The organism is Streptomyces sp. NPDC001292 (genome assembly GCF_042896465.1).
GTDB lineage: Bacteria > Actinomycetota > Actinomycetes > Streptomycetales > Streptomycetaceae > Streptomyces.
In genome coordinates this window covers 4,028-30,524 of the sequence record NZ_JBIAXG010000070.1, presented here as the reverse complement: position 1 = coordinate 30,524, position 26,497 = coordinate 4,028, and the positions used below count along the sequence as shown (strand labels likewise).

Here is a 26,497-nt window from a genome sequence, read left to right as displayed (position 1 = left end):
ATCGGGATCACCGTCAACCGCAACGCGATCCCGAACGACCCGCGCCCGCCGATGGTCACCTCGGGCCTCAGGATCGGCACGCCGGCCCTGGCCACCCGCGGTTTCACGACCGAGGACTTCACCGAGGTCGCGGACGTGATCGCCGAGGCCCTGAAGCCGTCCTACGACGCCCAGGCCCTCAAGGCCCGGGTGCGCGCCCTGGCCGACAAGCACCCGCTGTACCCGGGTCTGAACAAGTAAGTCCCGTTCCGAGGAGTGCCGCGTGCGGGCCGGAGACCCCGATCCGTGCGCGGCGCCCCGCCCCTGGCACCCCCAGCAGCACCCCGTCTTGAGGAGTCACCGTGGCCATCTCGGTCTTCGACCTGTTCTCGATCGGCATAGGCCCGTCGAGCTCCCACACGGTCGGCCCGATGCGGGCGGCCCGCATGTTCGCCCGCCGGCTGCGCAACGAGGGCCTGCTGGAGCGCGCCGCGTCGGTCCGCGCCGAGCTGTACGGCTCCCTCGGAGCGACGGGCCACGGCCACGGCACGCCGAAGGCGGTGCTGCTCGGCCTGGAGGGCGCCTCGCCGCGCACGGTGGACGTGGAAACGGCCGACGAGCGGGTGGAGACCATCAGGACCTCCGGCCGGCTGAGCCTGCTCGGCGAACACGAGATCGCGTTCTCCTACGACGACGACATGGTCCTGCACCGCCGCAAGGCGCTCCCCTACCACGCCAACGGCATGACCCTGTGGGCGTACGACGCCTCCGGCGCCGAGCTGCTGGCCAAGACGTACTACTCGGTGGGCGGCGGCTTCGTCGTGGACGAGGAGGCGGTGGGCGCGGACCGCATCAAGCTGGACGACACGGTGCTGAAGTACCCCTTCCGCTCGGGCGACGAGCTGCTGCGCCTGACGAAGGAGACCGGCCTGTCGATCTCCTCCCTGATGCTGGAGAACGAGCGGGCCTGGCGCACCGAGGAGGAGATCCGCGAGGGCCTGCTGGAGATCTGGCGGGTGATGCAGGCGTGCGTGCGGCGCGGCCTGTCCCGCGAGGGCATCCTGCCGGGAGGTCTGAAGGTGCGCCGCCGCGCGGCCGTCACCGCCCGCCAGCTGCGCGCCGAGGGCGACGCGACGGCCCGCGCGATGGAATGGATCACCCTCTACGCGATGGCGGTGAACGAGGAGAACGCGGCCGGCGGCCGGGTGGTCACCGCCCCGACCAACGGCGCGGCCGGCATCATCCCGGCGGTCCTGCACTACTACATCAACTTCATCCCCGGCGCGGACGAGGACGGCGTGGTCCGCTTCCTGCTCGCCGCCGGCGCGATCGGCATGCTCTTCAAGGAGAACGCCTCCATCTCCGGCGCCGAGGTCGGCTGCCAGGGCGAGGTCGGCTCCGCCTGCTCGATGGCGGCGGGCGCCCTCGCCGAGGTCCTGGGCGGCACGCCCGAACAGGTCGAGAACGCCGCCGAGATCGGCATGGAGCACAACCTCGGCCTCACCTGCGACCCCGTGGGCGGCCTGGTCCAGATCCCCTGCATCGAACGCAACGGCATGGCCGCGGTCAAGGCCGTCACCGCCGCCCGCATGGCCATGCGCGGCGACGGCTCCCACAAGGTCTCCCTCGACAAGGTCATCAAGACCATGAAGGAGACCGGCGCGGACATGTCGGTGAAGTACAAGGAGACGGCCCGGGGCGGGCTCGCGGTGAACATCATCGAGTGCTGAGGAGGTCCGGCCCGGGCCGCCGCACGGGCCGCTACCTCCGGACGCTCAGCCAGACGATCAGCGCGACGACCGCGAGCGCCACGAGCGAGGCGGCGACGATCTTGCCAGCACTGGCGTTCGCCGACCACCTCGCCGGTGCGGGCGTTCACCGTGACCTGCCAGGTCCGCCCGGCGTGGAGGTAGATGAGGAACCACACCGGGAGCAGCATCAGCTTGAAGGTGACGTCGGAGTAGTGGGTGTCGACCGATTCGACCCGCTGCTCGTCGCCCCCGATGTCGCCGCGGCAGTCGCCCTCGATGACCTCGGTCATCCGCTGCTTGGCGGTCTCCAGGCCGACCTCGGGCTCGATGTCGTAGCGCACCGTCTGAAAGCCCGCCAGGCACTCCTCCTGGTAGGGCCTGGCCTCGTCCAGCGGCCACGGCGTGAGCTTGTCCAGCTGCTTGGCGGTGACATGGCCGGTGCCGGGCACCGGGACGTCGTCGAAGTCCCGGGACACCGTTCCGGAGGCCGGGTACCAGCGGGTGTGCCGCACCCGCTCGGTCACGGTCGGGTCTCGCCGTTCTCGGTGACGGTGCGCGTCACGGTCTCGTAGTAGTACTCACCGCGCCGGCCCCGGTAGCTGGAGACGGTGGCCGCGTCGTACGTCCAGTGGGGCAGGGACGGACGCGGCCGGCGTGGCCCCGTCGATCTCCTCGACCGACCCCACGGACGCGGAGGTGACCGCCCGTCTGTCCCTCCTGGCCGGACATCACGCCAGCGTGATCACTTCGGACTGGTCGGCCAAGTCGGCCTCGTACTGGGTTCGGTGGTCCCCCGGAGCTGATGTTCGAACGCCGTGAAGGGATCGGCCGTACCAGGACGGGGCAGAACCCAACCAACTACTCCTCCCCCACGGCACCTTCAGGGAGTGTGCATGCTGCACGGCATCGACGTGAGCGCCTACCAGTCCTCCACCTACGGCACGAGCGGCCTCTCCTTCGTCTTCATCAAGGCGACGGAGGGCCGTTCGTACGTCAATTCCAAGCTCAACGCCCAGACCAAGCACGGCCGCGACGCCGGACTGGTGGTCGGCTTCTACCACTTGCTGTGGCCTGGCAACATCACCGCGCAGGCGGAGTACTTCGTCTCCCACGCCCCCGAGAAGGCGGGCGACATCCTCGCCGTCGACTGGGAGACGACGGGCGAGGGCACGCACGCGAGCAACGCGGAGAAGGACGCGTTCATCCGGAAGGTCAAGGCCCTGCGCCCACACAACCGGGTCGTGCTCTACACAAACCGGAACTTCTGGCTGAACATCGACACGACCTCCTACGCGGGCGACGGCCTGTGGATCGCCGACTACGTCGCCGCCGGGCACCCCCGGATCAAGGCGAAGTGGCTCTTCCACCAGTACGCCGACGACCCGCTGGACAAGGACGTGGCGAACTTCGGCAGCAAGACGGCGCTGCGGCAGTGGGTGGCCGTCTGATCCGGGCGACGCCGTGGACCGGGGGAGCCGGAGGCACTACCCCCTGAAGTCCGCCGTCCGCTCGGGGGACGCCTCGGCCAGGGCCTTCGCGACGGTGTCGGCGCCTGCCCGGAGGCCGTAGACGGGAGTGCCGGGCTGCTGGCGCCAGGAGTCGTCGATGCCGCCGGCGTCCACGGTGTCGAAGCCGAGCTGGTCGATGAGCGCCCGCACCTTCGCCTTGGCCGCCTCGTCGTCGCCCGCCACCGGGAGCGCCATACGGTCGGGGGCACCGGCCGGCCGGGGGCGCTCGAGGAGGTCCTGGGCGTAGGTGCCGTTGAACGCCTTGATCACCGGGTGGCCGATCTGGCGTTCGGTCCAGCGGCTCTCGGCGAGCCCCTCGTCCTCGATCCCCGCGATCCTGCCGTCCCGCTCCCGCGGGTAGTAGTTGCCGGTGTCGATCACCGCCACGCCCTCGGCCGCCCCGTCGAGCAGCCCGGGCGGCAGGTTCAAAACCGCCTTGACGGGGACGGTGACCACGACGACCTCGGCGCCGCGCGCCGCCACCTGTGCGTGTACGGGCGTCGCACCGGTCTCCTCGGCCAGCGCCGTGAGCGTCTGCGGGCCACGGGAGTTCGCCACGCAGACGTCGTGCCCCAGGGCGGTGAGCCGCCGGGTGAGGTTGCCGCCGATGTTGCCCGCGCCGATGATGCCGATCTTCATGTCCTGCTCGCCTTGCCTTTCCGTGGGTCGGTGTCCGGCACAGCTTCCGCAGGTCAGATGGAACCCCGGGACGGCTCCGGCTATTCCGGCCGGGCGCGGCCGAGTGCTCCCGGGGCTCGACGTTTCCACTCTTCTCGCTCCTCACGAAGGAAGGCATCCCCTGGAGCGGCCCCTCGGCGCGGGTCGAGGGCACGATCGGGGCCCGCACCCGTGCGGCGGGATCCGGTCAGCGGTCGAACCGGCTGCGGCTGGACGGCAGCGGTGGTCAGGGTGAGGCGGCCGCCGAGCGCGGCGGTACTGGGCGGGCCCCTCCGACGGAGTGGAGGTGCGGGTCACCGCGGGCGGACGTACGTCCGGCCGCCTGCCGGCCGGGTCGCGTTTGGACGTGATCGATCCGGGCAAGGGCGCCACCGGCGCCGCGAGTGGCACCGGAGCGATGGAACCGGCGGCCTTCCAGGTCGACACGACCGACGATCCGTCCGGGTCACCCGACCTCGAGGACGCCAACCGGCCGACTCCCCTCCGGCGGAGACCCCGGCCGGCGACGACACGACCACCGATCCGGCCGTGTCCGAACCCCCGGCCGAGCCCGCCCCACCGAGCCAGGAGCCGCACCACCCCGTCGGGCCCGGCGCCGCCCCGCACCGCCGCCGGGCCCGCACGGCCCTCGAGGTCAGTCGTTCACGCGGGCGCGCAGGGCGGCGATCACCCACGCGAACTCCGGCTGGTGCGTCGGTGCGGATGTGCCCTTCAAGGTCGCCAGCAGTTGGCGGTAGCGGGCGAGCCTGATGTTGTGGGACGCCTGCAAGCGTTCGAGGACGGCGGCGCGGTCGGCGTTGCCGAGCAGGTCGTCCAGCACCTCGTCGGCTTCGGCGGCCTCCGGTGCGAGGCCGCGTTCGAGGGCCTGCCCGACCAGTTGGACGAGCCGCTTGACGAACCACATGGATGCCCCGGCGGGCGTCTCGTGGCCGCGGTCGGAGGCGTTGAACTCGGCCGCCCTGCGCATCTGTGCCCGGAACTCCGGGTCCTGCACCAGCTCGGCCAGCTCCACCCACGCGTCGACCTGCTCGGGTGTCGGGTCCTCGGGCAGGTCCATCGCCGTGCGCCGCATGCGTTCACGGATCTCCGGGTCGGCGGTGTCGAGCCCGTGGAACATCTCCTCCACGAACTCCTCCATGATCCGCCTGCGTTCGGCCGCCGACAGCCGCGCCAGTTTGTTCATCAGGGTCGTCTCCTCCGCACTCGAGCCGCGTCGGGCCACGGTCGACAGCACCGCCCGGGTCACCTTCAGCGAGCGGATCTGCGCGTCCAGCGCGGCCACGTGGGCTGCCGCGACCTCCGCGACCGTCCGCTCCCCCGCCAGCACCCTGCGCACGTCGGCCAGGCCGAGGCCCAGCTCGCGCAGGGTGCGGATCAGCTCCAGGCGGGCGACCGAGGCCGCGTCGTAGAGGCGGTAGCCGCCCGTGGAGCGGGCCACCGGGGGCAGGGCGCCCTCGTCCGACCAGTAGCGGATGGTGCGTACGGTCAGTCCGGTGCCCCGGGCCAGCTCGCCGATGGTGAATAGGCCGGTGCCGTCTTCGGTCATGTCGGCGAGTGTGGACCTTCCAGCGGCTGGAGACTCAAGGCGAGCGGTGGGCGGTGGCGGGGATCAGTGCCAGGGCCGGTAGTACGGGTTGCTCTCGCAGCCGCTCAGGGCCTCCGTCTTCGTCGCCTTGTCCACGGGGCACGCGCCGACGATGTACTGCCGGGCGATGCCGCCGGGGAAGGCGACCTCGACCTGGTCGGCCCATTTGTGGGTGTCGCCGATGGTCTTGTTCACGTCGATGCCGCCCGGGGCGTCGATGTAGTAGTTGTACGCCGACTTCCAGGTCTTGTAGAGGTCATGGTCGTACGTCGTCGAGACGTACGGCGAGGGCTGGTTGACCAGGACGTACTGCTCGATGTCGTACTGGCCGCCGATCACGTCCCGCGGGTGGAAGCCCTCCTGGAAGATGGCCGCCGGGGCCCGGTTGTCGTTGCGCCACAGGGTGCCGCACGTCGTGCGCCAGACCGGGGCGGGCGTGATGCGGCCGAGGTCGACGCCGCGGTCGGTCGCTGCCTTGATCCTGTCGTCGAACTGGGGGCAGGCGGGGGCGGCGGCCCCCGCCGCCGTCCGTACCGGGGCCGCGGTCGTGGGGGCGGTCGCGGCCGTGGTGGCGAGGACGGCGGACACGGACAGCAGGGCGGCGGTGGTCCGCCGCCGCGGGCGATTGGTGATCATGCGCAGCACGATCCCGGTTCCGGGGCGGCGGAAGGCGGATCGTCACCCGGTCGTGGCGTGTCCGAGCCGTGTCCGACCGGTGCCAGCCCGCCGCGGGTCAGCGGAAGATGCCCGTGTGACCCAGCGAGTAGCGGCCCGGCTGGGGGTAGACCGCGAGGCCGTGCGGACCGCTGCCGACCTTGATGCGGGCGAGCTGGGCGCCGGTGCGGGTGTCGATGGCGTACACCTCGGAGTTGTAACGGCCCGACAGCCACAGCACCTTGCCGTCGGCGGAGACGCCGCCCATGTCGGGGCTTCCGCCGTTCGGCAGGCGCCACTTCTTGGTCAACTTGCCCTGGGCGAAGTCGAAGACGGAGACGGTGCCCTCGCCGCGGTTGGAGATGTACATCTCCCGGGAGTCGCGGCTGACGTACAGACCGTGGGCGCCCTTGCCGGTGGGGAGGAAGCTCGGCTTGCCGAAGGTGTCGCCGTTCAGGATCCACAGCCCGTTGGCCACCATGTCGGCGACGTAGAACTTCTTGCCGTCGGGCGAGACCTTCACGTCCTGCGGCATGGCGCCGCGGAAGTCCAGCTTCTGCTGACCGACGACCTCCATTTTCGCGGTGTCGACCTTGAGCAGTTCGGCGCTGAACTCGCAGGAGACGATGAAGTAGCGGCCGTCCAGGGAGAAGTCGGCGTGGTTGACGCCGGAGCAGGTGACCGGGACGGCCTTGGCCGTCTTCATGGTGTGCGCGTCGCGGAACACGAGCTGGTGGTCCTTGGAGGCCATGACGACGGCGTACTTGCCGTCGGGCGTGAAGTAGAGGTTGTACGGGTCGTGCACGTCGACCGGCTTGCCCGCCTTGCCGGTCCTCGGGTCGATGGGGGTCAGGGAGTTGCCGAGGTCGTTGTTGACCCACAGCGTCTTCAGGTCCCAGGACGGCACGACGTGCTGCGGCTGGTGGCCCACCGGGATGGTCTCGATGACCTTGAACGTCTCGGGGTCGATGACCGTGACGGTGTTGGAGTTGGTGTTGGGGACGTAGACACGGGACGGGAAGTCCTTGACGACCGGGGAGAGTTTGCCCGGGCGGTCGGCGGCGTAGACGTCGGTCGGGTCGAGGACCGGTGGCATGCCGGGCAGCACGTCGGCGACATGCTGCTGCTCGGGCCGGACGGGCTCCTTGCTGCCGATGGCTTCGTCGGCGTGGTTCTTCGAGCCCCCGCCGGTGCAGGCGGACAGCGCGGTGAGCGCGAGGCAGGCGGCGCCGGCGATCAGGGCCCGGGCGATGGAAGTGGGTGGCATCAGCTCAGCAGCTCCGTGGTGGTGACCGCGTGGAGGCCGCGGCGGTCGAGTTCTTTGAGTACGTCGGGGAGGGCGGTGACCGTGTCCGGATACCCGAAATGCAGGCTCACCACGGATCCGTTGCGGACCTCCGCCAGGACCTTGCGGGTCACGGCCGGGGCACCGGGCCGGGTGTAGTCGAGGGAGTCGACGTCGTAGGACAGCACGTGCGGGTATCCGGCCGCGCGGGCCAGCCGCTGGACCAGCGCGGAGGCGGTCGGGGCGCGCGAGGGCCGGAACCAGGTGCCGATCGAGCCGGTGAGCCGCTTCAGCCGGTCCGCACAGCCGGTGATCTCCGCGCGGGCGTCGGCCTCCGCCACCTCGTTGACGGCCACGTGGTGCTGGGTGTGGTTGCCGAGGTCGTGGCCGCCATCGAGGATCCGGCGGGCCAACTGCGGATGCTGGTCGAGCCAGGTGCCGACGGCGAGCACGGTGAGGCGGGCGCCGCGCTTCTCGGCCTCGGTGAGCAGGCTGCGGGCGATCTCGGGGTCGCCCTGGCCGTGGAAGGTGAGGGCGACGCGGGGCCGGTCGCGCGGGCCGTGGGTGATCTGCGCGGGCTGCCGGGGAAAGGGGCGCGGCGCGGGCGCGGCCCGCGGGGTGGCGGCGGGCGGGGACTCGGCGGAGGAAGCCGAGGACGCGGCGAACGAGGCGGAGGACGCGGTGGCGTGCGGGGCGGCGCCGGTGGCGGAGCACCCGGCGGCGAGCCCGGCACCGGCGACGAGCCCGGCACCGGTCCACAGCACGCCGCGGCGGTCGGTCGTGGTCACCGGACCATTTAAGAGGGAGAGGGGAAGAAAACGGGCGATTCACACGGACTGATATGAGATGAGCGTCAGTCAGCCACGTGAATCTCGCGGTCAGCGGTCGGCCACGCGCATCTCGAACCACGTCGTCTTGCCCCGCGGCAGCAGGTCGACCCCCCAGCGGTCGGACAGCTTGTCGACGAGGAACAGGCCGCGCCCGCTGACGTCCAGCTCCTGCACGGGCATCAGGCAGGGCAGCCCCCGGGAGGGGTCGCGGACCTCGACGCGAAGCCAGCCGCGCCGGCGGCGCATCCGCAGACCGAAGACGCGTGCGCCGGTGTGCCGCACCGCGTTTCCCACGAGTTCGGAGACGAGCAGGACGGTGTCCTCGGCCAGTTTCGGGGACAGTCCCCACTGGCGCAGGACGACGACCTGGGCGAGCCTGCGAGCGGTGGCGGCGGACTCGGGACGGGACGGGAGCGGAACCTCCGCCTCCGTCGGGTTGCCGTGCAACTCCAGTGCTTTGAGCGCCCGTTCGTCCTCGACCGCGGGCGACCAGCGCGCCGCGGTCGCACGTGACTGTCCCCGCGGCTGTTCGATGCCTTCCAGCCCCGCCATGCCCCCATCATGGCCGTCCGCGGCCTTCCGCGTGGCCGTTCCGGTGGAATACGCCCCCTGGGTGCCCTCTGTGCGCGGGGTTCGAACGGCATATGCCGGTGGCACTTCGGGGACGTCGACAGCCCCGTTGACCTGGGCGGACGGATCGGTTGGAGGCAATCGACCGGCTCCCTCGGCAAGGCAGGCTCAAGGCTGCGTCAAGGCTGCCACAAACCAACCGCCGAGGGGCCGGAATCAGACGTCACGTCAATTGCAAGGCCACGGGCGGAGAATCACAGGAACTTCGCCTTGCCGGGGCCCTCCTCGACGAAGCTGCGCATGCCGCGTTCGCGGTCCTCCGTGGCGAACAGGCCCGCGAACCAGTTGCGCTCGATGGCGAGCCCGGTCTCCAGATCCGTCTCCAGGCCGGCGTCGATCGACTCCTTGGCCGCCCGCAGCGCGATCGCCGGTCCCTGGGCGAGCCTGGCGGCCCAGGCGTGCGCCGCCTCGTACACTTCGCCGGCCGGGACCACGCGGTCCACCAGGCCCAGCGCGAGGGCCTCGTCGGCCTTGACCTGACGGCCCGTGAAGATGAGGTCCTTGGCCCTGGAGGGGCCGATCAGCCGGGACAGCCGCTGGGTGCCGCCCGCGCCGGGGATGAGGCCGAGCAGGATCTCCGGCTGGCCGAGTTTGGCGTTGTCGGCGGCGATGCGGTAGTCCGCGCAGAGCGCGAGTTCGCAGCCGCCGCCCAGCGCGTAGCCCGTGACCGCGGCGACCACCGGCTTGGGGATGCGGGCCACGGCGGTGAAGGATTCCTGCAGGGCGCGGGCCCGCACGACCATCGCCGCGTGGTCCATCACCTGCATCTCCTTGATGTCCGCGCCGGCCGCGAACACCTTCTCGCCGCCGTAGATCACCACGGCGCGCACGTCCTCGCGGCGGGTGGCCTCCTCGGCGAGCTCCTTGATCCGGTCCTGCGTCGCGACGTCGAGCGCGTTCATGGGCGGGCGGTCCAGGCGCAGCGTGCCGACGCCCTCGGCGACTTCCAGAGATACGGTCATGAGTGCAGGTTAACCGGCGCTAACGGCAACTTGCCGGGTGCGGTCGATCACACATGACCGGGAGTCCGGGGGTCGCCCCCCGGGCAGGCACAGCACCGGCGCCAACGGCAACTTGCCCGGTGCGGTCGATCACACATGACCGGGAGTCCGGGGGTCGCCCCCGGGCAGGCACAGCACCGGCGCCAACGGCAACTTGCCCGGTGCGGTCGATCACACCGGGCAGAGCTGTCGGGGGACGGTCAGGCCTTCCACTCGTCCCAGGACATGTTCCAGCCGTTCATCCCGTTGTCCGGGGCGACGGTCCGGTCCTGGGAGTTCTTCACCACGACCACGTCGCCGATCATCGAGCGGTTGAAGAACCAGGCGGCCGGCACCCCGCTGTCGTAGCCGCCGCGCACGTCGCGCAGACCGATGCAGCCGTGGCTCGCGTTGTAGCTGCCGAACGCGCCGCCGCCCCAGTAGTTGCCGTGGATGAAGGTGCCGGAGGTGGTCAGGCGCATGGCGTGCGGTACGTCCTTGATGTCGTACTCGCCGCCGAAGCCGACCGTCTCACCGTTCATGCGGGTCACCGTGAGCTTCTCGGTGATGACCATCTGGCCGTTCCAGGTGTCGTTGCCCGGCCGGCCGGCGGTGATGGGGATGGTCCTGATGACCTTGCCCTCCCGCATGACCTTCATCGTGTGCTTCTTGGCGTCGACCACGGAGACCTGGTTGCGGCCGATGGTGAAGGAGACGGTCTTGGTCTGCTTGCCGTAGACGCCGGGGCGGCCCTCGACGCCGTCGAAGTTGAGCTTGACGGTGACCTTGGTGCCGGCCTTCCAGTAGTGCTCGGGCCGGAAGTCGAGGCGGTCGTTGCCGAACCAGTGGCCGGCGACCTCGACGGCCGGCTCGGTCTTGATCTCGATCGCCTTCTCGACGGCCTTCGGGGCCTTGATACCCCGGGTGAAGCGGAGGGAGAACGGCATTCCGACGCCCACGGTCGAGCCGTCCTCGGGAGTGAAGTAGCCGACGAAGGTGTTCTGCGGCGTCAGTGTGGTGAAGCTGGAGTCCTCGGCCGCCTCACGGCCCGCGGAGTCCTTGGCGACGGCGTGCACCGTGTACCTGGTGGATGCGGCCAGATGGATATCCGGGGTCCACGAGGTGCCGTCGGCGGATATCCGCCCCGATATCGCGGCGCCCTTGCTGTCCTTGACGACGACCTGGGTGAGCTTGCCCTTGCTCGCACCGACCTTGAGGGCGCCGCTGGTGTCGACGGACTTCGCGCCGTTCCTGGGCGCGATGGTCACGACCGCCTGCGACTGCTCACTGCGGGCGGTGCCGGCGTCCTTGCCCTTCCCCCCACTCGACGCCGGACCCTGGGCGCCGCCTCCCCCGCACGCGGTGACGGCGAGAAGCAGCACGCCGGAGGCCAGCGCCAGCAGCCCCCTGCTCCCCCGTCGTTCCCGCGCGCCCACCGACGACCCCGATATCGGCCGCACGTTCACCTTGTACTCCCCTCCCCGGGCCGGTCAGACCCGTGCCCCAGCGCGCCGTACGCGCTCTGGCGCATATTAACCACAAGGTCAGAGGCAAGTTGTCAGGCGATTGTCACTGTTCCGTCCCAAGTTCGGCGGCTCCCGGAAACGCCCCTCACGCCTCGACGCCCACCCCTACATGGTTACTTGACCGCGTTGCCCTTCTTCCATTCCTCCCAGCCCATGTTCCACCCGCCCAGGCCGTTGTCGGCGGAGACCGTCTTGTCGGCGCTGTTGACGATCTCGACGACGTCGCCGACGAGGCTGCGGTCGAAGAACCAGCTCGCCGGGGTCCGGGAGCCACCGCCCTTGACGTCCCTCAACCCGACGCAGCCGTGGCTGACATTGGCGTGGCCGAACGTGTCCGGGAGCGACCAGTAGTTGCCGTGCAGGAAGGTGCCGGAGTCGGTCAGCCGCATGGCGTGCGGGACGTCGGGGATGTCGTACTCGCCGCCCAGGCCGACCGTGCGGCTGTTCATGCGGGTGGTCTCCTGCATGTCCATCACCACCATCTTCCCGTTGTACGTGCTGTGTTGGGCCGACCCGGCGGTGACGGGGACGGTGGCGAGCAGTGCGCCGCCGCGGCGGACCTGCATGGTGTGCGCGGCCACGTCGACCAGGGAGGACTGGCTGCGGCCGATGGTGAAGGAGACGGTCTTGTCCTGCTGTCCGTAGAGACCGGGCGCCCCCTCTACGTCCTTCAGGCGCAGTTCGACGGTGACTTGGGTGCCCGGCGTCCAGAACTCACGGGGACGGAAGTCGAGTCGGGACCTGCCGAACCAGTGCGGGCGGATCTCGACGGCGGGCCTCGCGGTGACGCGGACGGCCCGCTCGACGGCAGCGCGGTCGGTGACGTCCCGGCTGAAGGCCAGGGAGACGATCATTCCGGTGCCCACGACGGAGCGGTTCTCCGGGGTGACGTAGCCGATGAGGCGTTCCGCGGGGACGAGGGTGGTGAAGGTGGTGTGCCGGGCGGAGCGGTGGCCGCGGCTGTCGACGGCCACCGCGTCGACGGTGTACGTGGCGGCGAGGGCGATCCGGTCGTCGTCGGGCTGCCAGGTGCGGCCGTCGCGTGAGAGGTGTCCGGGCACCGGGGTGTCCAGCGCGTCCTGGGACTTGACGACCTTGACGGACTCCAGGTGCCCGTCCGCGGCCCGCACCCGCAGCTTCTCTCCGGGGCGTACGCCCTTGCGCCCGTCGTCCGGCGAGACCTCGACGACGTCCTCGGGGCGCGGGGGTCCGCCGTAGAGCCGGTCGAACCCGCCCGCGCCGCCCGAGGTGCAGCCGGCGGCTCCGGCCAGCAGTCCTGCCCATGTCAGTACGGCGGCCAGCGCGGCCACCATGCGCCGTGCGCGCCCGGTTACGTGCCTCACGGGCTGCCCAACGACCGGCCCGCCTCCGGGAAACGTGAGTGCGAGGCACGCTCTGGGCAGAACAGTGGGGAGGACCGCGCGACGGGGAGCCGCGACCGGGGGTCAGCCGCAGGGGGCGGGCCGGAGGCGGACACGAGCCGGAAGAGCCGCACAGAGCCGCACAGAGCCGAAAAAAAGGGGCCGCCCTGGTGTCCAGCGCAGCCGAACAGGAGGCGGTGGCGGGCGGGCGCGCCACCGAGGAGGGGCGGCCGTCCGCCGCCGTGAACGGCACGCACCGGGCCGCGCCGCCACCCGGCGTGCCCGTGTGGCCGGGTGCGCCGACGCCGCTGGGCGCCCGTTTCCAGGCCGGCCAGAACGCGGCGGCGGGCACCGGCTTCGCGCTGTGGGCGGGCGGGGCGGAGGCGGTCGAACTGTGCCTGTTCGACGCGCCGGGCCCGGATGCGGAGGAGACGAAGGTCCGGCTGACCGAGCTGACCCACGAGATCTGGCACGGTTTCGTGCCCGGCGTGATGCCGGGGCAGCGCTACGGCTACCGGGTGCACGGCCGCTGGGACCCGTGGACGGGCGCCCGGTGGAACCCGGCGAAGCTGCTGCTCGACCCGTACGCGCGCGCGGTGGACGGCGAGTTCCGGCTGCCGCCGGAGGTCTACGGACACGTACGCGACTGGCCGGACCAGCAGGTCGCGGACACCGTGCGCGACGAGCGGGACTCGGCGCCCTACGTGCCCAAGGGTGTGGTGGTCCACGATGACGACGACTGGTCCGACGACCGCCGCCCCGGCACGCCGTGGGCGGACTCGGTGATCTACGAACTGCATGTGCGCGGCTTCACCAAGCTGCACCCGGGGATTCCCGAGGAGCTGCGGGGGACGTACGCCGGTCTCGCCCACCCGGCGGCGATCGAGCACCTGGTGAAACTGGGCGTGACCGCGGTGGAGCTGCTGCCGGTGCACCAGTTCGCGCACGAGGACCACCTGCTGCGCCGCGGCCTGCGCAACTACTGGGGCTACAACTCGATCGGCTACTTCGCCCCGCACGCCGGCTACGCCTCTGCCGGCACCGCGGGCCCGCAGGTGGGCGAGTTCAAGCGGATGGTGCGCGCGCTGCACGCGGCCGGGATCGAGGTGATCCTCGACGTGGTCTACAACCACACGGCGGAGGCCGGCGAGTACGGCCCGACGCTGTCCCTGAAGGGCGTCGACAACCAGCGCTACTACCGCCTCCAGCCGGACGCCCGCAGGTACGCCGACTACACCGGCTGCGGCAACACCCTGCACGTGGTCCAGCCGAACGTGCTGCGCCTGATCACCGACTCGCTGCGGTACTGGGTGACGGAGATGGGCGTGGACGGCTTCCGCTTCGACCTCGCCGCCGCGCTGGCCCGCGCCATGCACGACGTCGACATGCTCTCGCCGTTCCTCGCGGTCATCGCGCAGGACCCGGTGCTGCGCCGGGTCAAGCTGATCGCCGAGCCGTGGGACGTCGGCTCGGGCGGCTACCAGGTGGGGGCCTTCCCGCCGCTGTGGACGGAGTGGAACGACCGCTACCGCGACACGGTGCGGGACTTCTGGCGGCACGCGCTGCCGGACGTGCGGGAGATGGGCTACCGGCTGTCCGGCTCCAGCGACCTGTACGCCTGGGGCGGCCGCCGCCCCTACGCCTCCGTCAACTTCGTCACTTCCCATGACGGTTTCACCCTGCGCGACCTGGTGTCCTACGAGCGCAAGCACAACGAGGCCAACGGCGAGGGCAACCGGGACGGCACCGACGACAACCGCTCCTGGAACTGCGGGGTGGAGGGCGAGACGGACGACGAGCGGGTGCGGGCGCTGCGGCGCAGGCAGCTGCGCAACCTCGTGACCACCCTGCTGCTGTCGACGGGTGTGCCGATGCTGGTCGCGGGCGACGAGCTGGGGCGCACCCAGGGCGGCAACAACAACGCCTACTGCCAGGACAACGAGACCGGATGGCTGGACTGGAGCCTGCTGGAGTACCCCGGCTGGCGGGAGCTGTCGGAGCTGACCGCCCGTCTGATCGCGCTGCGCCACCGGCACCCGGTGCTGCGCCGCCGCGCGTTCTTCTCGGGGCGCGCGCACTCGGCGGACGGGCTGCGGGACCTGGCCTGGTTCACCCCGCGCGGCACGGAGATGACGGAGCAGGACTGGTACGCCCCCGCGGCCACGCTGGGGATGTACCTGTCCGGCCGGGACATCCCGGGCCGCGACGAGCGCGGTGCCCCGATCCTCGACGAGAGCTTCCTGGCGGTGCTGCACGCCGGGGACCGCCCGGTGAGCTTCGTCCTGCCGGGGCCGCCGTGGGCGCGGCGGTACGAGGTGGTCGTCGACACCTCGCGGGAGGAGCAGGCCCAGGCGCCGGGCGTGGCGCACGCCTCGGGCGCGGCGATCACGGTGCCGGCGAGGTCCGTACTGCTGCTCGAGGTCGTGGACTAGGGCCTGTCGTTCGGATCGGGCCGGATCAGGGAGCGGGGTCTGGTGATGGGGCGCTCCAACGCCCTTCAGGCAGGGGGGAGCACCGCGAGGCGGAGGAGGTCGGCAGGGCGGAGCCCCGCCGACCGACGGCAACACGGCTGAGGATCCCCCACTGCTCGAGGAGCTTGCGGGAGCGGTGCCAGACCCCGCGAGCCCGGCGTGATCCAAACGAAAGGCCCTAGCCGAGGATGCCCCGGTCGTAGGCGACCGCGACCGCCGCCGCGCGGTCCTTGGCACCGAGCTTGGCGTACAGGTGGGTGAGGTGGGTCTTCACGGTGGCCTCGCTGATGAACAGCTCGCGGGCGATCTCCCGGTTGGAGGTGCCCTTGGCGACCAGGGCCAGCACCTCGCGCTCGCGGGCCGAGAGCGGCTCGTTGCCGGGCGCGGGCGCGCGGACCGCGGAGACCAGCCGGGAGGCCACGGCCGGGGAGAGGACCGTACGGCCCTCGGCGGCGGCGCGGACGGCGGTGAACAGCTCGTCGCGCGGGGCGTCCTTGAGCAGGTAGCCGGTCGCGCCCGCCTCGATCGCCGGCAGGGTGTCGGAGTCGGTGTCGTACGTCGTCAGGACCAGCACCTTGGCGCGCGCGCCGCGGCGGGCCAGCTCCCGGATGGCGTCCACGCCGGAGCCGCCCGGCATGCGCAGGTCCATCAGGATCACGTCCGGGTCGAGCGCCCTGGCCCGCTCCAGAGCCTCCACACCGCCCGAGGCCTCGCCGAGCACGGTGAATCCGGGCGCGGACTCGAACATGCCGCGCAGGCCGTTCCGTACGACGGGGTGGTCGTCGACGATGAGGAGCGAGATCGCCGGGTGTCGGGGCACGTCATCGGTCATGGCGCACCAACGGTACGCGGTCTCGTCCGGCGTGCGTAGGACCATCGGCGGAGTCCGGTCCGGCCAAAACTCGGTGGGCGACGTCGGCGCCGGTCCGTAGGCTCGCCCGTGATGCCCACGACACCTGAGACCCCCGAGGACCGTACCGATCCCTCCGGTCCGACCGGCCGTTCGGCCGTCCGCACCCTGCTGCGCGTGTGGCCGTACGTGCGGCCGGTCCGCGTACGGCTGTTCACCGCCGCGTTCATCGCGATCGTCGCCTCCTGCGTAGGGCTGGTGATCCCGCTCGTCCTGAAGTGGATGGTGGACGGGCCGATCGCCGACCGGGACCCGCGCGGCGTGTGGCTCGGCGCGCTGTACCTGCTGCTGCTCGGGGTCGGCGAGGCGCTGTTGTTCGGACTGCGGCGGTGGCTGGTGGCACGGCCGCTGTCGCACGTCGAGGCGGAGATGCGGGCGGACCTGTACCGGCGTCTGCAACGGCTGCCGGTCGCCTTCCACGACCGGTGGGCGTCCGGGCAGTTGCTGTCCCGGGGCACGACGGATCTGATGCTGCTGCGCATGTTCCTCGCCTTCCCCTTGACGTTCCTGCTGGTCAACGGGGTCACCATCCTCGTGGGCGTGGTCATCATGCTGATGCAGGACTGGACGCTGGGGCTGGTGATGCTGGCGCCCGCCGTGCCGCTGGTCGCCTTCAGCGCGTTCTTCGAGAAGCGGTACGCGCACGTGGCGCGGCTGGCGCAGGACCAGGTCGGGGACCTGACGACGGTGGTCGAGGAGAGCGTGCTCGGCATCCGCGTCATCAAGGGGTTCGGCCGACACCGCAGTCAGGCGCGGGCGTTCCGCGACCTGTCGCGGACCCTGCGGGGCACGGAGCTGCACAAGGCCCGTCTGCTGGCGGCCATCTGGGCGGTCATCATGACCCTGCCGGAGGTGGCCATCGGGGCCACGCTGGTGGTCGGCGCGGTGCAGGTCGCCTCCGGCGGTCTCTCGGCGGGGACGCTGGTCGCCTTCCTGTCCACGGCACTCGCCCTGCGCTGGCCCGTGGAGTCGATCGGCTTCCTGCTGGCGATGAGCCAGGAGGCGGCGACGGCGACCGAGCGGTACTTCGAAGTGATGGACGAGGAACCGGAGTCCGGGGAGCCGGCCGTGCGCGGCGCGCGTACGCCGGTGCCGGGCGGTGGCCCGGACGGCCCGGCGCTGCCGGGCCCGGCCCACGAAGGGCTCCGCTTCGACAACGTCCGCTTCCGCTACCCCGACGCCCCGCCCGGCTCGCCGCCCCTCCTGGACCGTATCGACCTGCACGTCCGCCCCGGTGAGTCGATGGCCCTGGTCGGTGCGACCGGAAGCGGCAAGACGACCCTGACGGCACTCGTCCCCCGCCTCCACGAGGTGACCTCGGGGCGGATCACGCTGGACGGCGAGGACATCACCGCGATGTCCCGCGAGGAACTGCGCTCGATGGTCGCGGTGGCCTTCGAGGAGCCGACCCTGTTCTCCGCGAGCGTCGGCGACAACGTCCTGATGGGCGCCGACGGCAGCGCCGGGGACGCCGAGCTGGACCGCGCGTTGTCCGTCGCCCAGGCCGACTTCGCGCACGCCCTCCCCCAGGGCACCGCGACGCAGGTGGGCGAGCAGGGCCTCAGCCTCTCCGGCGGCCAGCGGCAGCGCCTCGCGCTGGCCCGTGCCGTCGTCGGGCGGCCCCGGTTCCTGATCCTGGACGACCCGCTGTCCGCCCTGGACGTGCACACCGAGGCGGCCGTGGAAGCGGCCCTGCGCCAGGTCCTGGCCGACACCACCGCCCTGATCGTGGCTCACCGCCCCTCCACGGTCCTGCTCGCCGACCGGGTCGCCCTGCTCTCCGGCGGCCGGATCACCGCCGTGGGCACCCACCACGAACTGCTGCGCACCAACGCCGAGTACGCCCACCTGATGTCGGGCGGACGCTCGCCGGAAGAGGAGGACGACGAGCGATGACGGCCCCCACGAAACCCGTCCCGGCCACCGCGGACGAGCAGGAGCCGCCGCGCCCCGAGGACACCGGCGACCCCTTCGACCGCGACGTCCTGCCCACTCCCCCCGGCGCCAAGGCCGCCCTGCTGCGCTCCCTGCTCACGCCCATGAAGGCCCGGGTCGCCGGCACCACGCTCCTGCTGCTGCTCCAGCAGGCGGCCGTCCAGGCGGGCCCGCTGCTGGTGGCGTACGCGATCGACACCGCCGTACCGGCGTTCCGCGACCACGACCGCGGCCCGCTGGTCGCGGTGGCCGTCGGGTATCTGCTGTGCGCGCTCGCCTCCGGCGCACTCCAGTGGGCGTTCATCGTCGCCTCGGCCCGGGTCAACCAGGACGTGCTGCTGGATCTGCGCGGCCGGATCTTCCGCCATGGGCAGGCGCTCAGCGTCGACTTCCACGAGCGCTACACCTCGGGCCGGCTGATCTCCCGCTCCACCACGGACGTGGAGTCGCTGCGCGAACTGCTCAGCGAGGGACTTCAGGAGCTCGTCACGGTCGTGCTGTCCTTCGTCTGCATCTCAGCGATGCTGCTGTGGCTGGATCTGGGGCTCGGCGCGGTGGCGGTGGCGTCCTTCGTGCCGCTGCACCTGCTGATCCGGGCGTACCGGCGGCGCGCGGGGCGGGTGTTCCAGGAGCGGTCGACCGCGATCGCCGCGGTCATCGTGAAGTTCGTGGAGACGATGAACGGCATCCGGCCGGTGCGCGCGTTCCGCCGCGAGGCCGCCAACGACGCCGGCTTCCGCGTCCTGAACCGGCGCCACGAGCGCACCAACGGCGACGCCCTGCTGGAGATGGCCCGCTATGTCGTCGGCTCCCGGCTGGTGGCCAACACGGCGGTTGCGGTGATCGTGCTGTGGGGCGCCTACCGGGTGGCGGACGGCTCTCTGGAGCTGGGGGTGCTGGCGGCGGCGGTGCTGTACCTGCGCCGGCTGTACGACCCGATCGACCGGCTCGGCATGTTCCTCAACTCCTACGAGTCGGCGGCCGCCTCGCTGGAGAAGATCGCGGGTCTGCTGGCGCAGACGCCGTCCGTGCCCGAACCCCCGGCGCCCCGGCCGCTCCCGGCGCCGAGGTCGGACCTGCCCGGCCGCGAGGTGGTCTTCGACGGGGTCAGCTTCGGCTACCGCACGGGCGGCGAGGTGCTGCCCCGCTTCGAGCTGGTCGTGCCGGCCGGGCAGACCGTCGCCGTGGTCGGCTCCACCGGCGCGGGCAAGTCGACTCTGGCCAAGCTGCTGGCCCGCTTCTACGACCCCTCCGACGGGCGCGTGCTGCTCCACGGGGTGGACCTGCGCGACCTCGCCGTGACCGAACTGCGGCGCGGGGTGGTCATGGTGACGCAGGAGGCCTTCCTGTTCTCCGGCACGGTCGCGGAGAACATCGCGATCGGCCGCCCGGACGCCACCCGTGAGGAGATCGAGCAGGCGGCGAAGGCGATCGGCGCGCACGACTTCATCAGCGCCCTGCCCGACGGCTACGACACGGACGTACGCAAGCGGGGCGGTCGCATCTCCGCGGGCCAGCGGCAACTGGTCTCCTTCGCACGGGCGTTGCTCGCCGATCCGGCGGTGCTCATCCTCGACGAGGCGACCAGCTCACTGGACATCCCGGGCGAGCGGGCGGTGCAGACGGCGATGGCCACGGTGCTGCGGGGGCGTACGGCGGTGGTGATCGCCCACCGGCTGTCCACCGTGGAGATCGCCGACCGGGTGCTGGTGATGGAGCACGGCCGGATCGTGGAGGACGGCGCCCCGGCCGAACTCGTCGCGGGCACGGGCCGCTTCGCGGACCTGCACCGCGCCTGGCGCGACAGCCTGGCCTGAGCGGAGAGGACCGGGGGAAGCCGTGATCGACGCCTACGAGGATCCCGGGACACCCGACTGCCGGGGCGGCTGGCGGTACCTGTGGTGGCTGGTGCTGCGTCAGCCGGGCCGGTCGGCGGCCGGGGCGGTGCTGGCCAGCGTGTGGATGGTGCTGCTGGCGGCGACGCCGTACCTGATGTCCAGGGCGATCGACGACGGGCTCCAGCCGGGGAACACGGCCGCGCTGGCCGGCTGGACCGGACTGCTCTTCGTGGTCGGGGTGTTCAACGCCTGGCTGAGCGTCATGCGGCACCGCACGATGACCCGGGTGCGAATGGACGCCAACTTCCGCACCGTCAAGGTCGTCGTCGACCATGTGGTCCGGCTGGGCGCCGCGCTGCCGCGCCGGGTCGGGGCCGGGGAGGTCGTCACGATCGGCGTCGGCGACGTCCAGACGATCAGCTCGTGCCTGACCGTGGTCGGCCCGGGGGTGGGCTCGGTCGTGGTCTACGCGGTCGTGGCCGGGCTGCTGCTGTCGGTCTCTGCGCAGCTGGCGGCCGTCGTCCTGCTGGGGGTGCCGCTGATCGCCGTGCTCGTGGGGCCGCTGATGCGGCGGTTGCAGGGCGCGGAGGGCGAGTACCGGGAGCGGCAGCGCGTGCTGACCGCGCGGATCGGCGACCTCGCGGGCGGGCTGCGGGTGCTCAACGGCCTCGGCGGCAAGGGGCTGTTCGCGGACGCCTTCCGCCGGGACTCGCAGCGGCTGCGGGCGCAGGGCTACAAGGTGGGCGCGGTGACCAGCTGGATGCAGGCCCTCGGGGTGGGCCTGCCGACCCTGTTCCTGGCCGTGGTGACCTGGCTGGCGGCCCGGCTGGCCGCCCAGGGGCGGATCACGGTGGGCGAGCTGGTGTCGGTGTACGGCTATGTGGCGGTGCTGGTGGGGCCCGTGGCGTTCTTCGTCGACCTGGGCTACCAGCTCAGCCGGGGCGTGGTCGCCGCCCACCGGGTGGCACGGCTGTTGCGGGTGCGACCGGAGGAGGACACCGCGGCGCACGACGGGCCGGCCGAACCGGCGGTGCTGTACGACCCGGTCTCCGGGGTCCGGGTGCCGCCGGGGCGGCTGACCGCGCTGGCCGGGGCCCGGCCGGCCGACGCGGCGGCCGTGGTGGACCGTCTGGGCCGGTACGAGCCGTCGGCGGCCGTGTGGGGCGAGCTCCGGCTGGACGCGATCGGGCTGCCCCGGGTCCGGGAGCGGATCCTGGTCGCCGACAACGAGGCCGACCTGTTCGCCGGGACCCTGCGGGAGCTGGTGTGCGGGCGCCGGGAGCGCGAGGACGCCGAGGTGGCACGGGCGGTGCGCGCGGCCGTCGCCGAGGACATCGTGCAGGGGCTGCCGGACGGGCTCGACTCGGCCGTGACCGCCCAGGGCCGCAGCCTCTCCGGCGGTCAGCGGCAGCGGGTCCGGCTGGTGCGGGCGCTGCTGGCCGATCCGGAGGTGCTGCTGGCGGTGGAGCCCACCTCGGCGCTCGACGCGCACACCGAGGCCGCGGTCGCGGACCGGCTGCGCGGGGCCCGCGAGGGCCGTACCACCGTCGTCACGACCACCTCACCGCTGGTGCTGGACCGCGCCGACACCGTCCACTACCTGGTCGACGGCAAGGTCGCCGCCAGCGGCGGCCACCGTGAACTGCTCGACTCGGAGCCGGGTTACCGGGCGCTGGTGGCACGCGACACCGGGGACGGCGACGCCCTGACCGCACAGGAGGCCGCACGGTGACGGCTCGGGCTCCGGGGCGGCTGCCGGTCGCCGAACCGGCGGACGTTCGACGGGCGGCGCTGCGGCTGATCCGGGCGGACCGGCGGGCCTTCGCGGCCGTTCTGGCGCTGAACGCGCTGGCCGCCGTCGCCGGACTCGCCGGGCCCTGGCTGCTCGGCCGGATCGTGGACCACGTCCGGGCCGGGGGCGGGGTCGGCGCCGTGGACCGGATGGCGCTCGCCATCCTGGTGTGCGCGCTGGCCCAGTTGCTGCTGGCTCGCTGGGCCCGGTACGTGGGGCACCGCTTCGGCGAACGCACGCTGGGCCGGGTGCGCGAGGAGTTCGTCGGCCGGGCGCTGGGCCTGCCCGCGTCTGTGGTGGAGCGGGCCGGAACGGGCGACCTGACCACGCGTGGCACCGCAGACGTGGCCACGGTGGGCACGACCCTGCGGGATGTGGGGCCCGAGCTGCTGGTGTGCGGTATGGAGGCGCTGTTCGTGCTGGTCGCGGTGTTCGTGCTCGACCCGCTGCTGGGCGTCGTCGGAGTGCTGGCGCTGACCCCGATCTGGTTCGCGCTGCGCTGGTACCTGCGCCGGGCGCGGGACGGCTATCTCGCGGAGGGCGCGGCCACCTCCGAGGTGGCCGAGGTGCTGGCGGCGACCGCCTCCGGGGCCCGTACGGTCGAGGCGTTCCGGCTGGCCGGGCGGCGGGTCGCGGCGAGCCGGGACGCGCTGGAGACGGCCCGGCGCACCCGCCTGTACACACTGTTCCTGCGCAGCGTGTTCTTCCCGGTGGTGGAGGTGTCGTACATCCTGCCGGTGGCCGGGGTGCTGCTGGTGGGCGGTGTGCTGCACGGACGGGGGGCGATGAGCCTGGGCGCGGTGGTGGCCGCCGCGCTGTATCTGCGGCAGTTCACCGAGCCCCTCGACCAGATCCTGATGCGCGTGGAGCAACTGCAGAGCAGCGGTGCCTCGTTCGCCCGGGTGGAGGGCCTGGCCAGGGCCCCGGAGGCCGTGCCGGGCGGTTCGCCGGAACCGGCGGACGACCGCATCGACGTGACCGGGGCGCGCTATGCCTACGAGCGCGGCGGCGAGGTGCTGCGTGGGGTCGACCTGACGGTGCGTCCCGGGGAGCGGCTGGCCGTGGTCGGACCGTCCGGCGCGGGCAAGACCACGCTGAGCAGGCTGCTGGCCGGCGTCGACGCGCCGACCGCGGGCTCCGTCACGGTGGGCGGGGTGCCCGTCGCCGGTCTGGAGCCGGAGCGGCTGCGCCGCCAGGTCGTCCTGGTCACCCAGGAGCACCACGTGTTCCTCGGCACGGTCCGGGACAACCTGCGGATCGCCGAACCCGCCGCCACGGACGAGCAGTTGTGGTCGGCCCTCGCGGCCGTGGGGGCCGACACCTGGGTGCGGGAGCTGCCGGAGGGCCTGGACACCGCGCTGGGTACGGCCGGTCACCGCACCGACGGCTCGCAGGCCCAGCAACTCGCCCTCGCCCGTGTGGTGCTGGCCGACCCGCACACCCTGATCCTGGACGAGGCCACGGCGTTGCTCGACCCGGCCACGGCCCGCCACACCGAACGGGCCCTCGCCGCCGTCCTCCAGGGCCGCACGGTCATCGCCATCGCCCACCGCCTCCACACCGCCCACGACGCCGACCGGGTCGCCGTCATGGAGGACGGCCACCTGACCGAACTGGGCACCCACGAGGACCTGGTCGCCTCCGGCGGGGCGTACGCGGCCCTGTGGCACACCTGGCACGGCAACGGCGCGACGCCGTCGGGCGAGGGCGGCGGCGCGGTCTCGTAGCGGCCACCGCGGGGTGCCCGCGGTCGCCTGACGGACCGTCGGACCCTCGGGTTTCGGTCGACATCGCGCCCTCCCGCCGGGGTGACCTCCGTATCGATCCGGCCGCCCCGACGGCTGAAATCCGCCCCTCCCGCAGCCCGTCCGGGGCCCAGGACCTCGGATGCCGCATCCGAGGTCCAAGCTGCCTGCTCGGATCCGTTCATGACGCCGCAACATTTACCGGGCAGTCATTTTTCGGCCAACATCACTTCGAGACACTGACATGTACGCGCCCATGGTGCCACTCTTCCTCCACCCGCCGCACGAGCACAGCACCCTCACCCCTGTTCCGGACCGGCATCACCACGCCGGACCGGTCACCCCCACATAAGGAGCTTGTGTGACTCCCCGCTACGCGCGTCACAAGCGCATCACTCTGGCCGTCGCCACCGCTGTCGCCGCCGGAGCCCTCCTCAGCACCGGTCTGACCACCAGTGCCTCGGCCCAGACCACGGCCGACTCCCCCGGCGCGGCCAACCTCGCCGCCGCCCCCACCTTCCTGACCAACGCGGCCCGCGCCTCCCTGATCCAGCAGGCGCAGGCCGACGCCTCCGGGACCGCCCAGGAGATAGGCCTCGGCGCCCAGGAGAAGCTGGTCGTCAGGGACGTCGTCAAGGACGTCGACGGCACGGTGCACACCCGCTACGAGCGCACCTACGCCGGCCTGCCCGTCCTCGGCGGCGACCTGGTCGTCCACACCTCCGAGGCCGGCAAGACCCAGGGCGTGACCAAGGCCACCGAGGCCACCGTCAAGGTGGCCTCGCTCACGCCGAAGATCACCGCCGCCAAGGCCGAGAAGCAGGCGCTGAGCGTGGCCCAGGCCGCCGGCTCGGAGAAGACCACCGCCGACCAGGCCCCGCGCAAGGTCGTCTGGGCGGGCGACGGCACGCCGGTCCTCGCCTACGAGACGGTCGTCGGCGGCTTCCAGGACGACGGCACCCCGAACGAGCTGCACGTCATCACCGACGCGGCCACCGGCGAGAAGCTCCATGAGTACCAGGGCGTCCACACCGGCACCGGCAAGACCCTCTACTCCGGCACCGTCAGCCTCTCCACCACCCTGTCGGGGTCGACGTACCAGCTGTACGACACCACCCGCGGCGGTCACAAGACGAACAACCTGGCCCGGGCCACCTCCGGCACCGGCACGCTGTTCACCGACGCGGACGACATCTGGGGGACCGGCACCGCCTCCAGCTCCAGCACCGACCAGACGGCAGCCGCCGACGCCACCTACGGCGCCCAGGTCACCTGGGACTTCTACAAGAACACCTTCGGCCGCAACGGCATCAAGAACAACGGCGTGGCCGCCTACTCGCGGGTCCACTACGGCAACGCCTACGTCAACGCCTTCTGGCAGGACACCTGCTTCTGCATGACGTACGGCGACGGCGCGAACAACCTCAAGCCGCTGACCTCGATGGACGTCGCCGGCCACGAAATGAGCCACGGCGTCACCTCCAACACCGCACGCCTGAACTACTCGGGCGAGTCCGGCGGCCTGAACGAGGCCACCTCCGACATCTTCGGCACGGGCGTGGAGTTCTACGCGAACAACGCGTCCGACCCCGGTGACTACCTCATCGGCGAGAAGATCGACATCCGCGGCAACGGCACCCCGCTGCGCTACATGGACAAGCCCAGCAAGGACGGCGCCTCCGCCGACTACTGGTCCTCCAGCCTGGGCAGCAAGGACGTGCACTACTCGTCCGGCGTCGGAAATCACTTCTTCTACCTCCTCGCGGAGGGCAGCGGCGCGAAGACGATCAACGGCGTCAGCTACAACTCGCCGACGTACAACGGCGCCACGGTCACCGGCATCGGCCGCGCCAAGGCGCTGCAGATCTGGTACAAGGCGCTGACCACGTACATGACGTCGACCACCAACTACAAGGGCGCCCGCACGGCGACCCTGAACGCGGCGGCGGCGCTGTACGGCTCCGGCAGCACCGAGTACAACACGGTCGCGGCGGCCTGGACCGCGGTCAACGTGACCTGATCTCCGGCTCGTTGAACGGCGGCGGCCCCCGGGAGGACCCCTCCCGGGGGCCGCCCTACGCTTGGGTCACATGTCGACGGCACATTTCACCTACGAGGAGGTCGGCGCGACCCGCGAGCAGGGTCACTGCCCGCCCGGCTTCCACCCTCTGCACGTGCGCACCCGCATAGGCGAGGGCGGGGAGGTGTTCCGGCGGGCCGCCGAGGCCGTGATGACGTGGGAGATGCACCGTGCCCTCGGCGTCGGCATCGAGGCGAGCGCCGACCGGGCCGCGCCCGGCGTCGACGTCACCGTCACCCTCGCCGGCGTGGTCAGGGCCCCCTGCCGCGTGGTCTGGACGGCGGCGGAGCCCCGCCTCGCCGGCTGGGCCTACGGCACCCTGCCCGGCCATCCGGAGTGCGGTGAGGAGGCCTTCCTGGTGGACCGCACGGGCGACGGCACCGTCTGGCTCACGGTCACCGCGTTCAGCCGCCCGGCCAAGTGGTACGCCCGAGCGGCCGGCCCAGCCGCCCGAGGCTTCCAACACGCCTACGCCCGCCGCTGCGGCACGGTCCTACGCAAACTGTGCGCCGACATCCCGGAGCCGTGACCCGGCACACGGCAGCCGGCCCCGGGCGGCACTACCAGCCCGCCCAGCGGACCGGACCGGCACGACGGACCCCGGCTCGCGGAGACACCGGCTGACCCGCGCGGCGAACCCCGACCGCGCCGCGGGCCCCTGACTCGGACACCGCGCCCGGCCGACACAACAAACGCACCCGCACCCCCGGCATCGCGCCCGGCAGCGCAACGGGCCCCGAACCCACGCGACAACGCTCGACGGGCACCGACCGGAGCCCGAGCCCCTGGCCCAGGCACCACGCCCGGCCGACGCACGGCGGGTCCGCGCCACCCGGCACGCGCCCGACTCAGACAAGGCCCCTGACACGCGCGGCAGCGCCCGGCCTGCGCGGCGGACCGCTGACCCACGCGGCGGAGTCCCGCCGTGGCGTGGTGCCGACACGGCCCGTGCGGCCCGG

General features: G+C 72.2%; 20 protein-coding genes and 1 pseudogene. 11 read left to right on the top strand and 10 right to left on the bottom strand.

The window, feature by feature from the left end; all coding sequences use genetic code 11:
- The 4 genes and pseudogenes from ACFY4A_RS39560 to ACFY4A_RS39545 all read left to right on the top strand — a co-directional run.
- Window positions 1-240, top strand: a pseudogene (locus ACFY4A_RS39560) (serine hydroxymethyltransferase); the annotation flags it as partial.
- A gap of 101 nt (window positions 241-341) precedes the next feature.
- Window positions 342-1,709 (top strand): L-serine ammonia-lyase, encoded by a 1,368-nt coding sequence (locus ACFY4A_RS39555; RefSeq protein ID WP_376402720.1) that lies wholly within the window; start codon window positions 342-344, stop codon window positions 1,707-1,709.
- 233 nt (window positions 1,710-1,942) lie between these two features.
- Window positions 1,943-2,302 carry a hypothetical protein gene (locus ACFY4A_RS39550; RefSeq protein WP_390834157.1) on the top strand — a complete coding sequence of 120 codons (360 nt, stop codon included), beginning with the start codon at window positions 1,943-1,945 and terminating at the stop codon, window positions 2,300-2,302.
- 321 nt (window positions 2,303-2,623) lie between these two features.
- Window positions 2,624-3,178: a GH25 family lysozyme gene (locus ACFY4A_RS39545; protein ID WP_390834156.1), complete on the top strand. Its 555-nt coding sequence runs from the start codon at window positions 2,624-2,626 to the stop codon at window positions 3,176-3,178.
- 36 nt (window positions 3,179-3,214) lie between these two features.
- Here ACFY4A_RS39545 and ACFY4A_RS39540 read toward each other — a convergent pair whose 3' ends face one another.
- The 9 genes from ACFY4A_RS39540 to ACFY4A_RS39500 form a co-directional block, all read right to left on the bottom strand.
- Window positions 3,215-3,877, bottom strand: coding sequence for an NADPH-dependent F420 reductase (locus ACFY4A_RS39540; RefSeq protein ID WP_390834155.1), 663 nt, complete (start codon window positions 3,875-3,877; stop codon window positions 3,215-3,217).
- A gap of 673 nt (window positions 3,878-4,550) precedes the next feature.
- Window positions 4,551-5,462: a MerR family transcriptional regulator gene (locus ACFY4A_RS39535; RefSeq protein WP_390834154.1), complete on the bottom strand. Its 912-nt coding sequence runs from the start codon at window positions 5,460-5,462 to the stop codon at window positions 4,551-4,553.
- 63 nt (window positions 5,463-5,525) lie between these two features.
- Entirely contained in the window at window positions 5,526-6,137 is a 612-nt protein-coding gene (locus tag ACFY4A_RS39530) for an ADP-ribosyltransferase (protein ID WP_390834153.1), read from the bottom strand.
- A 97-nt stretch (window positions 6,138-6,234) separates the two neighbouring features.
- Window positions 6,235-7,422 carry a YncE family protein gene (locus tag ACFY4A_RS39525; RefSeq protein ID WP_390834152.1) on the bottom strand — a complete coding sequence of 396 codons (1,188 nt, stop codon included), beginning with the start codon at window positions 7,420-7,422 and terminating at the stop codon, window positions 6,235-6,237.
- Complete coding sequence (locus ACFY4A_RS39520) at window positions 7,422-8,228, bottom strand: polysaccharide deacetylase family protein (protein WP_390834151.1); 807 nt, start codon at window positions 8,226-8,228, stop codon at window positions 7,422-7,424. Before ACFY4A_RS39520 ends, ACFY4A_RS39525 begins: the two co-directional genes overlap by 1 nt.
- A 90-nt stretch (window positions 8,229-8,318) precedes the next feature.
- The gene (locus ACFY4A_RS39515) at window positions 8,319-8,822 is read right to left on the bottom strand and encodes an ATP-binding protein (RefSeq protein WP_390834150.1); all 504 of its coding nucleotides are present in this window, start codon (window positions 8,820-8,822) and stop codon (window positions 8,319-8,321) included.
- A 272-nt stretch (window positions 8,823-9,094) separates the two neighbouring features.
- Window positions 9,095-9,862, bottom strand: a complete 768-nt coding sequence (locus tag ACFY4A_RS39510; protein ID WP_390834149.1) for an enoyl-CoA hydratase/isomerase family protein — start codon at window positions 9,860-9,862, stop codon at window positions 9,095-9,097.
- A 239-nt stretch (window positions 9,863-10,101) separates the two neighbouring features.
- Window positions 10,102-11,346, bottom strand: coding sequence for an Ig-like domain-containing protein (locus ACFY4A_RS39505; RefSeq protein ID WP_390834148.1), 1,245 nt, complete (start codon window positions 11,344-11,346; stop codon window positions 10,102-10,104).
- A 173-nt stretch (window positions 11,347-11,519) separates the two neighbouring features.
- Window positions 11,520-12,749, bottom strand: a complete 1,230-nt coding sequence (locus ACFY4A_RS39500) for an Ig-like domain-containing protein (protein WP_390834147.1) — start codon at window positions 12,747-12,749, stop codon at window positions 11,520-11,522.
- Window positions 12,750-12,937: 188 nt separating this feature from the next.
- Here ACFY4A_RS39500 and glgX point away from each other — a divergent pair, with 188 nt between their 5' ends.
- Window positions 12,938-15,199, top strand: a complete 2,262-nt coding sequence (gene glgX, locus ACFY4A_RS39495; RefSeq protein ID WP_390834146.1) for a glycogen debranching protein GlgX — start codon at window positions 12,938-12,940, stop codon at window positions 15,197-15,199.
- A gap of 217 nt (window positions 15,200-15,416) precedes the next feature.
- Here the strand turns inward: glgX and ACFY4A_RS39490 are convergent, their stop codons facing one another.
- Window positions 15,417-16,070: a response regulator gene (locus ACFY4A_RS39490; protein WP_390834145.1), complete on the bottom strand. Its 654-nt coding sequence runs from the start codon at window positions 16,068-16,070 to the stop codon at window positions 15,417-15,419.
- Between the two features lie 111 nt (window positions 16,071-16,181).
- On the opposite strand from ACFY4A_RS39490, the gene ACFY4A_RS39485 reads away from it, so the two are divergent.
- The 6 genes from ACFY4A_RS39485 to ACFY4A_RS39460 all read left to right on the top strand — a co-directional run bounded on the left by ACFY4A_RS39485 (window position 16,182) and on the right by ACFY4A_RS39460 (window position 26,067).
- Complete coding sequence (locus ACFY4A_RS39485) at window positions 16,182-18,044, top strand: ABC transporter ATP-binding protein (protein WP_390834144.1); 1,863 nt, start codon at window positions 16,182-16,184, stop codon at window positions 18,042-18,044.
- On the top strand, window positions 18,041-19,900 hold the full coding sequence (locus tag ACFY4A_RS39480; RefSeq protein WP_390834143.1) for an ABC transporter ATP-binding protein: 1,860 nt from the start codon (window positions 18,041-18,043) through the stop codon (window positions 19,898-19,900). The genes ACFY4A_RS39485 and ACFY4A_RS39480 overlap by 4 nt, the downstream gene beginning before the upstream one ends.
- 22 nt (window positions 19,901-19,922) lie before the next feature.
- The gene (locus ACFY4A_RS39475; protein WP_390834142.1) at window positions 19,923-21,653 is read left to right on the top strand and encodes an ABC transporter transmembrane domain-containing protein; all 1,731 of its coding nucleotides are present in this window, start codon (window positions 19,923-19,925) and stop codon (window positions 21,651-21,653) included.
- Window positions 21,650-23,440, top strand: a complete 1,791-nt coding sequence (locus tag ACFY4A_RS39470; protein ID WP_390834141.1) for an ABC transporter ATP-binding protein — start codon at window positions 21,650-21,652, stop codon at window positions 23,438-23,440. Before ACFY4A_RS39475 ends, ACFY4A_RS39470 begins: the two co-directional genes overlap by 4 nt.
- A gap of 379 nt (window positions 23,441-23,819) precedes the next feature.
- Window positions 23,820-25,478, top strand: coding sequence for a M4 family metallopeptidase (locus tag ACFY4A_RS39465; protein WP_390834140.1), 1,659 nt, complete (start codon window positions 23,820-23,822; stop codon window positions 25,476-25,478).
- A gap of 70 nt (window positions 25,479-25,548) precedes the next feature.
- Window positions 25,549-26,067 (top strand): DUF1990 family protein, encoded by a 519-nt coding sequence (locus tag ACFY4A_RS39460; RefSeq protein ID WP_390834139.1) that lies wholly within the window; start codon window positions 25,549-25,551, stop codon window positions 26,065-26,067.
- Window positions 26,068-26,497 lie beyond the last annotated feature (430 nt).